12 protein-coding genes are annotated in these 14611 nt (G+C 33.6%); 10 read left to right on the top strand and 2 right to left on the bottom strand.

Translation table 11 applies throughout. The features are described from left to right. The first annotated feature begins 33 nt into the window (after nt 1–33). The 10 genes from ACNRYB_RS10185 (at nt 34) to ACNRYB_RS10140 (ending at nt 10771) form a co-directional block, all read left to right on the top strand. Nucleotides 34–1188 (top strand): gp53-like domain-containing protein, encoded by a 1155-nt coding sequence (locus tag ACNRYB_RS10185; RefSeq protein WP_473729984.1) that lies wholly within the window; start codon nt 34–36, stop codon nt 1186–1188. Between the two features lie 22 nt (nt 1189–1210). Further along, nucleotides 1211–1579 carry a tail fiber assembly protein gene (locus ACNRYB_RS10180; RefSeq protein ID WP_473729983.1) on the top strand — a complete coding sequence of 123 codons (369 nt, stop codon included), beginning with the start codon at nt 1211–1213 and terminating at the stop codon, nt 1577–1579. Between the two features lie 62 nt (nt 1580–1641). Beyond that, nucleotides 1642–2502 (top strand): DUF5977 domain-containing protein, encoded by an 861-nt coding sequence (locus ACNRYB_RS10175; protein WP_473729982.1) that lies wholly within the window; start codon nt 1642–1644, stop codon nt 2500–2502. Between the two features lie 4 nt (nt 2503–2506). Next, on the top strand, nt 2507–3142 hold the full coding sequence (locus ACNRYB_RS10170; protein WP_129748945.1) for a DUF5977 domain-containing protein: 636 nt from the start codon (nt 2507–2509) through the stop codon (nt 3140–3142). An 85-nt stretch (nt 3143–3227) separates the two neighbouring features. Then, complete coding sequence (locus ACNRYB_RS10165; protein ID WP_473729981.1) at nt 3228–5078, top strand: hypothetical protein; 1851 nt, start codon at nt 3228–3230, stop codon at nt 5076–5078. 30 nt (nt 5079–5108) lie between these two features. Further along, complete coding sequence (locus ACNRYB_RS10160) at nt 5109–6380, top strand: hypothetical protein (protein WP_473729980.1); 1272 nt, start codon at nt 5109–5111, stop codon at nt 6378–6380. A gap of 25 nt (nt 6381–6405) precedes the next feature. Beyond that, complete coding sequence (locus tag ACNRYB_RS10155; protein ID WP_473729979.1) at nt 6406–6870, top strand: hypothetical protein; 465 nt, start codon at nt 6406–6408, stop codon at nt 6868–6870. A gap of 95 nt (nt 6871–6965) precedes the next feature. Continuing rightward, nucleotides 6966–7682, top strand: coding sequence for a hypothetical protein (locus ACNRYB_RS10150; protein ID WP_473729978.1), 717 nt, complete (start codon nt 6966–6968; stop codon nt 7680–7682). A gap of 70 nt (nt 7683–7752) precedes the next feature. Then, the gene (locus tag ACNRYB_RS10145; protein WP_473729977.1) at nt 7753–8964 is read left to right on the top strand and encodes a hypothetical protein; all 1212 of its coding nucleotides are present in this window, start codon (nt 7753–7755) and stop codon (nt 8962–8964) included. Nucleotides 8965–9166: 202 nt separating this feature from the next. Then, nucleotides 9167–10771: a class I SAM-dependent methyltransferase gene (locus ACNRYB_RS10140; protein WP_473729976.1), complete on the top strand. Its 1605-nt coding sequence runs from the start codon at nt 9167–9169 to the stop codon at nt 10769–10771. A 215-nt stretch (nt 10772–10986) separates the two neighbouring features. On the opposite strand, the gene ACNRYB_RS10135 is transcribed toward ACNRYB_RS10140, so the two are convergent. After that, nucleotides 10987–12804, bottom strand: coding sequence for an alkaline phosphatase (locus ACNRYB_RS10135; RefSeq protein ID WP_473729975.1), 1818 nt, complete (start codon nt 12802–12804; stop codon nt 10987–10989). Between the two features lie 252 nt (nt 12805–13056). Then, nucleotides 13057–14592, bottom strand: coding sequence for a RagB/SusD family nutrient uptake outer membrane protein (locus tag ACNRYB_RS10130; protein WP_473729974.1), 1536 nt, complete (start codon nt 14590–14592; stop codon nt 13057–13059). Nucleotides 14593–14611: the final 19 nt, after the last annotated feature.

Raw genomic sequence — 14611 nt, 5'->3', positions numbered from 1 at the left:
AACATTTAAAAGCAAAGAAATAAACTAAACAAAATGGCAACAAGTAGAAACGACTTTCACGGCAAATTCAATAATGGCGATATTCCAAATCATTTTGACTTTGTCGAAATTTTTGACAATTTCGTTCATAAAGACGATGACAAGGCTAATTTCCAAATGGTCGAAACAGGAACGGATAACCAACATTACATCACGCCAGCACTTTTAAAAGCCGCGTTTCAAAATGCGGGAATTATTGCAGGTAATTGTTATGTTCCTTATAAAGAATTTCAGGATAACTTTTCAGGATCATCTATTCAACTGGAATCTTCTCCTATTGCAGACAGCGCTAAAGTCTATAAAAACGGACAATTATTAAAAGAAATTGAAGATTATAATGTAAACTACGACAGTGGTGTACTTACTTTTTCGGAACCTATAAGCGGTCGAAATATTGAGATAAATTACTGGTCTAAAAATTTTGATACTGAATCTGAGGGATCTGGTTCGAATCCGATTCTTGGAAGTTTGTCTATTCCTTTCAAAGAAAATTTTGACGAACTAACTTTTAATAATGATAAAATCACTTTAACAAAAATTCCGGTAAAAGACAGTGTCAGAATTTATAAAAATGGCCAGCTACTTAGAGAAGGCACAGGTAAAGATTATACAGTAGATTATAACAATGGCGCTATTACATTTTCGGCTGTAATAAGCAATCGTAATATTGAAGTTGACTATTGGTATAAAAGCACTGTTACTTTATCTGATTTGGAATTAAACACTAAATATGTTGATTTAACTACAGCTCAGACAATTGGCGGGAATAAAACTTTTACAGAACCAGTTGAAGGTAAAAGCTTTATTAAAACTGGCGGAACTTCAAGTCAATTTTTAATGGCAGACGGTTCTGTATCAACTTCTCCAGGTTCTGATTACGATGCAGGACATTTTATTAGTATCCTTTCTACTGGAGGCTATCAAAAATTCAGTAACGGATTAATACTGCAATGGGCTTATTTAATGAATAATTCCACTACTTACGCTTTTCCATTAACGTGGCCTAATCGCGCTTTAAGCGTTGTTTTATCTACTATTAGAAATTCGTCAGGAAACAAAGGCTTTAATCACGTATACTCCATTACATCAACATCCTACTTTGCAGTAATTGATGGAAATTACGGCTATATGTTTGCAATTGGATATTAATATAAATTAAAATATAAAAATTATGTATAAAGGAACATACAACGAAAACGGAGAATACACAGGATTTTATGTTGAAGGAATCCATCAAAATATTCCGGAGCGACATATTGAATTAACTGAAGAAGAATGGCAACAGGCATTGTCCAAAAATTACAAGGTAATTGATGGCAAACACACTTATTCTCCTTTTATTCAAAACAAGGAAGAGCTTTTAGCCAACTTAAGAGCCACAAGAAATGCGCTTTTAATGGATAGTGATTGGACACAAATGCATGATTCGCCACTTTCTGAAGAGAAAAAAGAAGCGTGGAAGAATTACAGACAAGAGCTTAGAGACTTAACTGATTTAGAAGATACCGCAACTATTGTTTGGCCAATAAGCCCTATGTAACGATTACTCAATCGTGAATCTTCGATGAATAAACAATCAAATAATTATTCTTTATTAAAAATATGGAAGAAAACTTAACATACAAACCTTTTGCTTATATAGACCAATATGTTCCTGAAGAAGGAACATTGGTTTATTATAATACTGAAAAGACTTTAGCCGTAAAAAAGAATGATTGCTCCTATGGGACATCTGGAAATCTAGTTACTTTAACAGCTCCTGCCAATAAATTTGTTTCAACTATAAGTGTTGCAGATGCAAACCAACAAGCAGAATCTTGGTTAAACGCAAATGCGCAAGCTTATGCCAATAATACTGGTATTTGCACTATTAGAACTACTGCATGGCGAGGAGAAAACCCATCTTGTGTATTAGAACCATCAACTACTCTACTCCCTTTTGATTATATGATAATTAAATACAAATGGGCTCTAGGTGCGGGTGTCGACTTAGATACTTTTACAGGTCTTATAAATACTGGTATCGGTACTTTAGACAATAAATGGGTCGGATTTGGACTTGGCAGTGAAGTTCCCGCAAGTGCTTTGGCTCAAAATTCTTATGCAATGTGGGGTGGGGATGAAACGGATAAAACTGGTGTTGAAACCTGTCTTATAAATTTCAAAAAAATAAAAGAGGATTACTCTACTTTAAATCATATCCAAGTAAGAATGGCTGGGGTCTGGTGGGATTCAAAAAACACTGGAAATATCGATGTAGAAATCACAACCTACCTTGGTGGAACTATGGAGAAAGTAGGCAAAGACATTGTAAATAACAACGGACAGCTAGTTCAACAGCTGAATTTTTCAAAAAATGTCTCAATACAAGGAAAGCGTTTAACTATAGACCAAGTAACCAACATTGGGTACATTAATTATTCTAACAACCTCTCAACTGCAAATGTTGTGATAAATTATTAAAAATATGGGAAATACAGGATACAAGTCTTTTGAAACACTAGAAAGATATTACACAGATGATGGCACTTCAACTGGAGAAACTAAACCCAATATAGTTACGGATCCAGATTATATTGCTCCTTTTAAAGATGAAGTCGAATGTCCGCCAAGTGCTCGTTTTTATAATACCATACAAACCAAAACTGTAACTAGAAATAATTGTGGTGCCGGATATATGGGAAGCGATGTCACACTTACAGCCTATCCAAATCAATTTGTTTCAAATGAAAGTATATTAGACGCAAATAATCAAGCAATTGCTTGGCTAGAGGGTAACGCTCAAATATATGCTAATAATGCGGGAGTATGTACAATTGCTCCTATTACAAATCCGACCGTACCGACATTACAGCATGCCTATTATGGAGGCGAGAATATGATACTTGAATGGCCAAATTATATTGATTCAGGAGTTATAACTTATGAATTATATCGTAGTATAAATAATGGTACTCCTATGCTTTTACAAACATCAACAGACACCTTTTATCATGATAAATTATCAAATGGTGTGACATATTCATATCAAATTAGAATTAATTCTAATGGATACATTTCTCCTTACAGTAATACGATCACAGTCACAGGTACATCTTCATAAAAAATGTAATTCATAATATTTTTGGGGTTTCTATACCCCAAAAGATTATTTTTTTTCAAAAAACTACTTAAAAAATACCATAAAAATGAGCACAAACCACAATAGAATAAAAGTCGCCGATTTAGAAACAAGTGAGCGAGACAAAATTTTAAGCACAAACTCCAGTGGCGAGCTGGAGTTTCGTGATATTAATAGCATTAAAACTGATAGTTATAATGGATTAGATTATACTGAAGAGGGAAAAGCTTTGGATGCTAGACAGGGAAAAATTTTGAAGGATTCTCTAGATTTAAAAGAAGATAAATCTAATAAAGTACAGAATATTGAAGAAAACAAAAACTCAACATCTGCATTCCCTAGTATTAAATCATTATATGATTGGAGTAAAAGTATTTTTAAAACATGGCTAACAGATATAGAAAATTTTTCATCTACGACCTATACTTTGAATATTGATAATATTAACAAGAAAACTGTTTTTTCTTCTTCAACTGCTGTTTCATTAATCATCCCTTCCAATTCATCTTTATTACTACCGATCGGCACTAAAAAAGAAATTACAAATAGAGGAACAGGAGTAATTAACATTGTGGGAGCAGGAATTAATTTTATAACAAATATTCCCCTGACCATAACAAATGGAGAATCACGAATACTAACAAAAGTCGAATCCGACACATGGGTTATATCTGGCGGAACAAAAAATTCACCTATGGTAAAGGGTGTTTATTTTGTTTCTTCAACAGGAAATGATTCTACTGCTGAACCAGAAAATCCAAACAAACCTTATTCAACTTTAGATAATGCAATAACTTCTTTTTTAGCAGACCCTAATTCTACATATATACAGATTCTTTCACCTACATCATTTAATATTAATGTTGCCATGAATAATGGAACAACAAAAAGATTTGATTTAAGAAGTGAAGCTGCTTGCACAATAAATGTAAAAACTGCAAATGTATATACAGTAAATAGTCAATATTTTAATATTGATCTACCAGTGGGAAACATCTATTTTACACCACCTACTCTCTCAGCAATTGGTTTCAATAATGCTTTTGTAAACATTAAAAGTAATTTGGTTGAGTTTTCTGAAACATATCAATGTGGCACAGGAAATTCTGCCAATTCAAGTATAATTTGTAATACTTTAAACATTAAAATAACTAATACTAATGGAATTTTTGCAGGAACTGGTGGAGGGCGAAAAATATACATAAAAGCTACAAATTTAAATTTTCGTGGTAAAAGCTATTTGGTTGGTACATTTATGAAATTAACTTTAGATTTTGACAATTTGACTCACGACGATACATTTTTACTTTTAAATAATGCTTTTACTTCTGGAGATATTAATCATGGAAGTATTTCTTCAGTCTCACCTTATTCAAATTCAAACTTTAGTTATTTATATGGTAATAATGTTAGTATTAATTTTAAAGACAATGCACAAATAAGTTCAAATATTAGTATAAATAGATCTAATTGTAATGGCAGATGCAGAATAACTGGAATTGCAAGTTTTCCCAATTCAGATCAACTTATTGGAGGTGGAAATAACTACGCTGGCTTGATGTTTATAGATGCAACTGTTACTGCTAAAAATCTAATTAAGGGAACTAGTCTGACGAAATTAATCGTATTCTCAAATTCTACATTTACAATTTTAGGAGGATATTTTATTTCATACTTAGAAATAAATTCAACAACAACTTATGATGAAATAACAGCTGATTTTATAGGCAACAACTACATTATAGTTCAAAATGACAACCAATACATTACTCTGGATGAAACAAATTGGCCTTCTATTAATCAGCCAACATGGAATATAAAAAATGGAATTTTATTTACTAATGGATTGATTTCTCCAGGAGTAAATATTCTTCAAAGAAGCTTAAATCAATACAATTCATCAACAATAGTAGCCTAAAGAACTAATAATCTTGTAACAAATCAAAAAATGAGCACAAACCACAATAGAATAAAAGTTTCTGATTTAGAAACAAACGAACCAAATAAGATTTTAACTACAAATTCCAAGGGTGAATTGGAATTTAGTGAAATTAATAAATTTTCAGAGTTATCAAATTTAATTACAACAATTAAACCTATAGTGTCTACGGTTTTACAAGCTCAAAATGCTATTGGTTTTGTTGACTATATTAATTCTTTAAATCCGATTTTAACTGTAGGCGCCAATGAAATCGTAAAATTTACGACCACTGATTCAGGGCGAGTTTTTCAAATAAATCTTAGAGGCAGAAGTTTTGGAATTGGCCAATCGCCTATTACTGTTTCTGATGTTATTGAGATTACAGCTTTTTTAAATAAAGATATTAAACTGAGTAATTATCCATCAACTCGCAACGATGGAAATTTAACTAACAATAAAGTATTAAGTACAGATGTAAATGGAAACTTAAAGATGTACACTTTTACAAATTATCCCGCTCCGCATATTACCGATGCTTCACTTTTTTTTCTTCCAAGTACCACCGGCAACTTAACAATAAAAGGCGCATTTTTTACTCCAAATATGACAATTTCAATATCTGGACATACTGTAAATTACTCAACATTTGTTAGTGACAATGAAATAATAGTCAACATTACAACCAGCGCAAATGAGGGAAATTTTGATATCATCCTAAACAATGGAATCAGCACAATTTTTAATGGACGTCTACTAGTTGTCTTAGGTATTATTCATAAACCAGGAATTTCTGACTGGACAGTTATTAATGGATCTCCTAATCTGAATATCACTGGAGATATTAAATTAAGTTTATATGATGTTGCCTGTTCAGCAACTTGCTTCACAATTCCTAGTGATAAGGATTTTAGAGTTTATTTTACATTAACAAGATCTCCTCTGGGTGCAACTATTGGCAGTCCTAATGAACCTTGCATATCATTAATATCTTCATCAGACAATTCAGTAAAATTTGCAGCGCAAGTTTATTTAAATGGAGCCGACGTTACTTCAAACTTAAGAGCTTACCAAGCTTCATCAGGATTTGAATATTCTAAAGATATTGGCATTCTTGAAAGCTTTATTATGAAAACTAATCCTCCAACTTTTTACTTTGAACGTATTGGAAATCAGTATCGTTTGCGAGATTACAACACTAATATTGTATTTACAGATATTTTTTATGGCGATCTAAAAATAAAGGCAAATATTAGAAAATTTGACATTACTAATATTAGATATGTTGAGCTTGCCAGCTAAATAATACTAATAAATACCATAAAAAATGAGCACAAATCATAACAGAATAAAAGTCGCTGATTTAGAAACAAATCAGCATGATAAAATTTTAATAACAAACTCCAATGGAGAATTGGAGTTTGGTGACATAACCTCAGCCTTAGATTTTAAAACAGTCAATGGAGAATCAATCCTTGGTGACGGAAATATTGATTTATCAAACAAACAAGATATTTCAAATCAATTAGAAGTAAACGCAAGTCAAACCATTCCTTCTAGTTGGCATGGAAAAACTGTACTTTTTACAGCCAACTGCACAATTACAGTTCCAGCGTCATTGCCTCAAAGTTTCATTTTTAACGGAGTCACATTGCTTGGCGTAAATGTAACTTGGGCAATAACAGCGCCACATACATGGCTGTTTGGAACTCCATCAGTAACAACCGAAAAACAGATTTTCACTTTTACAAAAAGAGGACATACAAATAGTGTTTTATTATTAGGTGTATAACTATGGGAGCTTTATTACAAAATACTATTTTCGGAAGGTCAAAAATAAATACTGTGTCCTATAGGGGAAAAACTAAAACCAATTTATTAACCCAAATGTATACATCTCTCAGTCCTGATGGGACAAGGTTATATACAACTTTACACAATGGACCAGATTCGATAGCGCAATATTCCTTATCAATTCCTTGGGATGTAAGTACAGCAACCTATTTAAGCAAGTCTATCACTATGACCCAAAACGGAGAAAGCCAAATTAGAGGTCATTACTTTTCCCCTGATGGCAAAAAGGTTTTCGTTTCTGGAACAACATCTAAATGCATTTATATTTATCAGCTTGAAACGGCTTGGGATGTCTCCACAATTAGTTATTTAGGATATTATCCGATCGGAACAACATCATATAATTTTTTCAGTCCAGATGGAACAATGTTCTTTAATCATACTGGTAGTACCCTTACAAAATATCTGCTATCAACACCATGGGATGTAAGCACGCTGACACCATCTCAAACACTTAATTTTAGCACACATGGATTTTATGTAACTCCAGATGGCAAATCTATTTTATATACGAAATTGAGTGGCCAAAGATCAGTTATTAAAATAAACCTGCAAAATCCTTATGATCTAGCTGGTGCAATTACCTCTGAATCAATTGACTTATCAACTATAATAACTACATCTAATTTTCATGCTGTTAATTTTAGTCCTGACGGTTTAAAAATGGTTTGGAGCTCATACACAACTAGCATTTGGAGTTTTGATTTATCTAAACCTTTCAAAATAAATGCAATCTTAAAAATAATTTAGATAAATCTATAAAGTTAACAAGTCTTAATTATAAAGGCATTAGAAAATTATTTCAATAAACAATATTAAAATGAGCACAAACTATAACAGAATAAAAGTCGCTGATTTAGAAACAAATCAGCCCGATAAAATTTTAAAAACAAATCAAAATGGAGAACTAGAATTTAGTGATATTTTTCAAAAAGAATCTGAGCCAGTTTCCGCAACAACTGCAGGCATTGTTGATAATACATCTTTACAAGAATTAGGAGGTGTAGATAAAACTATTAATGGTATTAGAATCGGTAAAGGAGGTTCAAATCAGGCTGCTAACACCGTTTTAGGAGTCAACACGTTAAGTGCTAATTTGACAGGAACCTCTAATACTGCAATAGGAAACGGTGCGTTAAATGGTAATACTACAGGTATAAGAAATACTGCTATAGGTAATATTGCTCTAAATAAGAATACGATTGGAACTAGAAATACGGCGGTAGGTGATAGTGCCCTAAATAACAATATTGATGGAATATACAATACAGCAGTAGGATCTAATGCTATGGTGGCTAATACTTCGGGAAAATATAATGTTGGAATAGGAAGATCTGCTTTAACTGCAAATACTACAGGTGAGTCTAATGTTGGGCTAGGTTATGGTGCTTTAGATGGAAATACTACTGGATTGGGTAATATTGGAATAGGTACAGGTACACTACATAAATCAATTACTGGTGAATTGAATGTAGCTATTGGCTACGGAGCTTTAATAGGATCTCCTTCAACAAATACTTCAAACTCAAGAAATATTGGAATAGGTCCAAATGCGGGAAACTCTTTGGTAACTGGAAATGACAATATATTAATAGGCTCAGATATACCAAGTGCTGTAAACGCAGGTTTATTAGACGGAAACGAAAATATTATTATAGGAAAATTAAGCAATGGTAATCGTTATGCAAGTAATAGCACTGTTTTAGGAAGATTTACAACATTGGATAATAGTATAACTAATAATATGATATTAGGGGATGGATCTGGTAATATTGCTATCAGAAAACTAACAGATAATACATTGTTGGCTCCAACTCAGACTAAGACTTTAATAACAGCAGATACGACAGGGAAAGTTATTGTAACTAAAGAATATTTGTTATCAAGCTTGCCAACTTTAACAACTTCAAACATCGCTCCAACTTCTGCTACAGCTGTAGGAACAAAAGGAGACATTAGAATAGATAATGATTATGTCTATATATGTGTAGCAACAAATACTTGGAAAAGAAGTGCTTTAACAACTTGGTAAGCAAATATTTTAATATTCAACAAATTAGAGAATTACAAATGTAATCTACAAGTTAATAAACTTTAGAGCAATTAAACCCAGCGTCAGAAGGAAAAAATCTTCTGACGCTGTTTTTTTTATGGATCGTCACTTTGCGATAATTCTTTTCATTCCAACCAATCAAAAAATTCACTATTTTTAAAGTAATCTTCATTCTTTTATTATGACCGATAAATCACAACTTTTAAGTTCCATTTTTAGGCATCTTGACGGATTAGTTACGGCTCCTGTAGCAATAGCGCTCAAAAACAAATCTGTTTTAGAATTTATTTTAGAAAAAGAACAGCTCACATTATCTGAGCTTACAAATGCTTTTAATGCCAATGAAGGTTATCTGAATGTCGGTTTGAGAGTTTTGGCTTCTCAAGGATTTCTGGATTACGAAGTCAATAACAAAACTCAGGAAATTAAGATTTCAGTAAACGAAAAAACCAAAACAGCTTTTTCATTGTTTTATCTCTACGAAGATGTGGTGAGTTTGTTACAGTTATCAATTCAGTTTCATCCGCGTTTGTTTGAAGATGTTCCTTTTGAAAGACTAAATGCCATTTTTGAAAAATATAAAAAAAGGTACGGAATTGAGCCTTCAGAAGATCAGTTGAAAAACAGCATTCAAGAACAGATTTTAAAACATATTGAAGGTTATCTGATTGGCCCAACCATTGTTCGTTTGGCAATGAACGGAATGTTTCATAAGTATTTTATGGAAACTTCTTTCAGACCCGAAGAGTTTCATAAATCACCCGAAAATTTTAAAAAGATATTGGACTTTTTTGTTCATCTGGGATGGTTTCTAGAAAAAAACGGCAATTATCAGTTTACTGAAGCAGGCTTATTTTTTGCCAAAAGAGCCAGCGCTTATGGCGTTACGGTTTCTTATCTGCCAACCTTTGCCAAAGTTGAAGAGTTAATTTTTGGCAATCCAGATATTTTAAGAACAGCTGAAGGCGAAAACGAACTTCATGTAGATCGTGAAATGAACGTTTGGGGAAGCGGTGGCGCTCACGACACTTATTTTAAAGTGGTTGATGAAATTCTGATCAAGCTTTTTAATCTTCCTATCGAAGAACAACCAAAAGGAATTCTCGATATGGGATGCGGAAATGGCGCTTTTTTGCAGCACATTTTTGAAGTAATCGACAGACAGACTTTAAGAGGGAAAATGCTCGACGAATATCCGCTGTTTATAGTTGGAGTTGATTATAACCAAACTGCCTTGAAAGTAACTAGAGCCAATTTGATAAATGCAGATATTTGGGCAAAAGTAATCTGGGGCGATATTGGCCGCCCTGATTTGCTAGCCAATGATTTGAAAGAAAATTATAATATTGACTTGAAAGATCTTCTGAATGTGAGGACTTTTCTAGATCACAACAGAATTTGGCAAGAACCGAAACATATTAATCCAAACAGAGTTAGTACCTCAACAGGCGCGTTTGCTTATAGAGGAAAAAGAATCAGCAACAATCTGGCCGAAGATAATCTTTTGGAGCATCTTCAAAAATGGTCTCCATATGTGCGTAAATTTGGTTTGCTTCTTATAGAGCTTCATACCATAAATCCACAACTTACAGCCAGCAATTTAGGCAGAACTCCCGCAACGGCTTATGATGCTACTCACGGTTTTTCTGACCAGTATATTGTTGAAATTGATGTTTTTAATGCGATTGCGGCCGAAGCTGGATTATTTCCGGATAAATCCATTTTTAAGAGATTTCCCGATGCTGATACTGCAACGGTGAGCATTAATTTGTTGAAAGGAAAATAAGCGAAATGTCAAATATCAAATATGAAAAGTAGATAAACGATATTTTTTACATTGCTGTACTTTTACAAAAACATTTTCAAGCTCTGGAAGAGCGAAATATTTATAGCTGAGAATTCAAAATACAAAGTAAAAAGCTCCAGCGGAGCGATATATTTCTTAAATTAAAAAGGAGCGATCTTTTGAGACGCTCCTTTAATTTGAATTATTTAAAAAAATCATTTCCCACCAATCAATTCCATAATCTTGTCATAAATCGCAGTATTCTGATAAACACCCATGAATTTTTCAGAACCTGGTCCATAAGCAAAAACTGGAACAGGAATTGCCGTGTGATCGTTGGTGCTGAAGCTTCCGTGAACGTAACCTTTTTCAATACTTCCATCAATTAGAGATAATCCTCCCGTTTCGTGATCTGCAGTTACGATTAACAAAGTTTCCGGATTTTTATCTACAAATTCCATTGCCTGGCCAACCAATTTGTCAAAATCAAGCATTTCTCTCACCACATATTCTACATTATTCTGGTGTCCGCCATAATCAATTTGAGCGCCTTCAGCCATAATAAAAAACGGATTTTTTGTTTTCGAAAAAGTGTTGGTCGTTTTCGCTAAAGATTTCGTTAGAAAATCTCCTCTTCCATTTTTCATAGAAACCACCGCTGCATCTTCTAAAACAACAAATTTGCTGTTTTTAATGGTATCTAAACTCGAGAATTTATCAGAGAAAGTATATCCTTTTTCGGTTAAAGTTTTAGACAAATCTTTACCGTCTTTTCTGGAAATAAACTCTTTCTGCCCTCCTCCAATTAAAATATCTGATGAACTTGAAAGAAAATCGTTCGCAATTGGTTCGCTCAAACTTCTTTCTGGTTGATGTGCATAAAATGCAGCCGGAGTTGCGTCTGTAATATTGCCCGCAGAAATAATGGCCGTTTTATAGTTTTTCTTCGCCAATTGTTCTGCAATTGTCTGAAGTGCTTTTCCTTGTTCATCGACACTGATAAAACGATTATTAGTTTTATGTCCTGTAGCCATTGCCGTAGCTCCTGCTGCAGAATCTGTGATATAACTATCTGAAGCTTTTGTGATTGAAAATCCTTGCGTTGGAATATTGAACAAACTCAATTGCCCTTTGTTTGCGGTGTAACCAGAATAAATTTGCGTTAATCCCATTCCGTCTCCAATTAAGAGAATAACATTTTTTGGACGTTTATTCTTGAAACCATTTTTAGGAACATACGCTTGATGAAATTCTGTATTCTGGTAAAATGTCGTTTTAATGTTATTAATAAATTGAGTCAGCTCGGCAACTTTATCCGTTCCGATAAAATCAACTTTTAAATTCATCAAAGTCATATACGTATTCACGTTGTCTTGCGTAGCCCAGAATCTTATTTTTTTGTTTTGATCGTGGACTTTTTTGATAATTGTCTGAATTTTTTCAGAATCTGGCTGCGTCAAAACACCTTTTCCGTTCCAAACTGTGATTTCATGCAAATCTTCGCTGATCATCTCAACTCTCGCTAATTGATCTGGAGTATAATTTTCATTCAGCCTTCCGTCAAAATAAATAAAATCTGGATATTCCTTCCATAGTGACGGTAAAGGTCTATTTCCAGAAATAACCACTTTTATGTTTTTATTCGAAATAATATCTGGAAAAGTTTTTAGCTGCTGTGTAATTGTTTTTAAAGTCGAATCGGCATCTGACTTTATATCAATCATTACAATCAGAGGTTTATTGCTTGGATACGCTTTTCCTTCCAATGTTTTTAATTTGTTTGAAAGCGGTTCCAAATACATGCTTTTAAGTGTATTGTGAGAAGCAATTTCTTTAGAAGTATGAGCCACAAATAATTCGTTATTTACTAAAAAAACATCAGCTTCTATAACTCCTGTTTCATTAGAATAGGCACCATAAAATGGTAATTTGCTTTCGTAATCGTTATGAGAATGAATGTTAGACGAACTGTATTCTTGCGCTTGAGCAAACAAGCAAAATTGAAGGCAAAAAAGGGTGATTATTTTTTTCATCGAAAATGAGTTTTATTCTTTTAAAGCCGTAGGTAACTTTATTAGAAATGGAGTTTTATAATTTATTAAGTTCTATTTGTCATTCCGAGGAACGAGGAATCACACTAGAAATTCCGTATAGAATTTCTCCAATCTTTGTCGAATCCCGAGTGTGATTCCTCGTTCCTCGGAATGACAAACTTTTTTTACAACTGCAGTCTCCTGACTAAGACTGCAGCGTAAAAAACTAAAAAAACACAACATTTTTTTTTATTACCAGCCTTGGTTTTGAGTTAAAGCTCCTTTACTCACTGCGATTTCATCTGGCGGTATTGGCCACACATGATGAACTGCAGGATTGAAATTACGGGCAGGATAAATAACACTTCCGTTATAATGGTGCAATGGTTTTGCATAAGTTTCTTTTGCGTCTCCCCAGCGTACTAAATCAAAATGACGGTCTGTCCACTCGCCTGCTAGTTCGCATCTTCTTTCTCTTTTCAAATCGACCATTGTAGCTCCAGAAATATCTGCAAGACCTGCACGGTGGCGAATCATATTGATTTCTGTATCTGCATTTTGACCTTTCATTAATTTCGCTTCCGCTAACATCAAAATCACATCAGCATAACGTAAAAGAGGAACATTTAAAGCTGTTGAAGGTTTGTCTCCGTTTGCATTTACATAACGAATATCCACTCCGCCCGATGTTGTTTTTGGATAACTGAACGGCTCCATATATTTTTTAAACTGATAACCTGTTCTGTTACTTGAACTTACAACATGATTTCCTTCATTGAAAGTTACAGTTTCTCCGAAATAAACAAATTTGTCTCCTTTTTGTAAAATCGTAGCGCTTCTTCTTTTATCGTTTGGCGCATAAGTATCAAATAATTCTTTTGTCGGATAAAAATTTCCCCATCCGTTGTAAACTCCCCAACCTTTATCTTCTAGACAAACTCCAGGAAAAATAGAACCTAAAGATGTATTTTCGGCACTTGAAGTCACTGACCAAATATATTCTGAAGACCAATTGTTGCTGATTTTAAATACATCTTCAAAATTGTCTAATAATTTGTGTTTTCCGCTAGCCACGATCATATTCGCATATTTGATGGCATTGTCCCAATCTTTTGCATATAAATAAGTACGAACCAAATATGCCCAAGCCGCAGTTTTGTGAGCGCGTCCGCGATTGTCTGGTGTTAGCTGATCAAAATAAGGCAACAAATCGGCTGCTTTAATTAAATCTGCTGCAATGTAAGCGTAATTTTCGGCTACGTTTTTAGCGCGAGGCACATAAACATTTGTCGGATTTTCTCTGTCCTGAATCGGAATTCCTGCACGATCGTCTCCATAATGATAGGCTAATTCTAAATGCATTACAGCATGATTAAAATAAGCTTCTCCCAACATTCCGTTTCTTGTTTTTTCATCCAATGCAATATTTGGAATATTACGAATCACGTCGTTGCAACGTTTCATAATTTCGTAGTGAATTCTCCAGATATCTTTTGTATCCGATTCTGATCCGTCTACGATAAAATTTTTGATTCTTTCTGCGTTTTGTCTTGGTTTTGTGCCAATATCATCGCTGGCATTATTCAGCCAAAAGAAACCACGACCGTACATATTATCATCGGAATACAAAGCATAAATTGCATTTACTCCTGCTTTTGCATCTGCTGGCGTTTTCCAGAAATTCCCGCTCGAAGGAGCTCCTTGCGGCACAACATCAAGTTCGCTTTCGCAAGCCGAAGTGCTTATCAAAAGCACAAAACTCAATAATAAAAGACTTATTTTTTTCATTTTAATTGTTTTTTATTTT

The sequence above is a fragment of the Flavobacterium sp. CR10 genome (assembly GCF_055814415.1).
Note: the sequence above shows the minus strand (reverse complement) of the source record. Positions and strands in the feature narration are given on the sequence as shown.

Bases quoted from the DNA above. Each gene is read 5' to 3' on its own strand.
- ACNRYB_RS10185 (WP_473729984.1), top strand. From the start codon at position 34: ATGGCAACAAGTAGAAACGACTTTCACGGCAAATTCAATAATGGCGAT.
- ACNRYB_RS10180 (WP_473729983.1), top strand. From the start codon at position 1,211: ATGTATAAAGGAACATACAACGAAAACGGAGAATACACAGGATTTTAT.
- ACNRYB_RS10175 (WP_473729982.1), top strand. From the start codon at position 1,642: ATGGAAGAAAACTTAACATACAAACCTTTTGCTTATATAGACCAATAT.
- ACNRYB_RS10170 (WP_129748945.1), top strand. From the start codon at position 2,507: ATGGGAAATACAGGATACAAGTCTTTTGAAACACTAGAAAGATATTAC.
- ACNRYB_RS10165 (WP_473729981.1), top strand. From the start codon at position 3,228: ATGAGCACAAACCACAATAGAATAAAAGTCGCCGATTTAGAAACAAGT.
- ACNRYB_RS10160 (WP_473729980.1), top strand. From the start codon at position 5,109: ATGAGCACAAACCACAATAGAATAAAAGTTTCTGATTTAGAAACAAAC.
- ACNRYB_RS10155 (WP_473729979.1), top strand. From the start codon at position 6,406: ATGAGCACAAATCATAACAGAATAAAAGTCGCTGATTTAGAAACAAAT.
- ACNRYB_RS10150 (WP_473729978.1), top strand. From the start codon at position 6,966: ATGTATACATCTCTCAGTCCTGATGGGACAAGGTTATATACAACTTTA.
- ACNRYB_RS10145 (WP_473729977.1), top strand. From the start codon at position 7,753: ATGAGCACAAACTATAACAGAATAAAAGTCGCTGATTTAGAAACAAAT.
- ACNRYB_RS10140 (WP_473729976.1), top strand. From the start codon at position 9,167: ATGACCGATAAATCACAACTTTTAAGTTCCATTTTTAGGCATCTTGAC.
- ACNRYB_RS10135 (WP_473729975.1), bottom strand. From the start codon at position 12,804: ATGAAAAAAATAATCACCCTTTTTTGCCTTCAATTTTGCTTGTTTGCT.
- ACNRYB_RS10130 (WP_473729974.1), bottom strand. From the start codon at position 14,592: ATGAAAAAAATAAGTCTTTTATTATTGAGTTTTGTGCTTTTGATAAGC.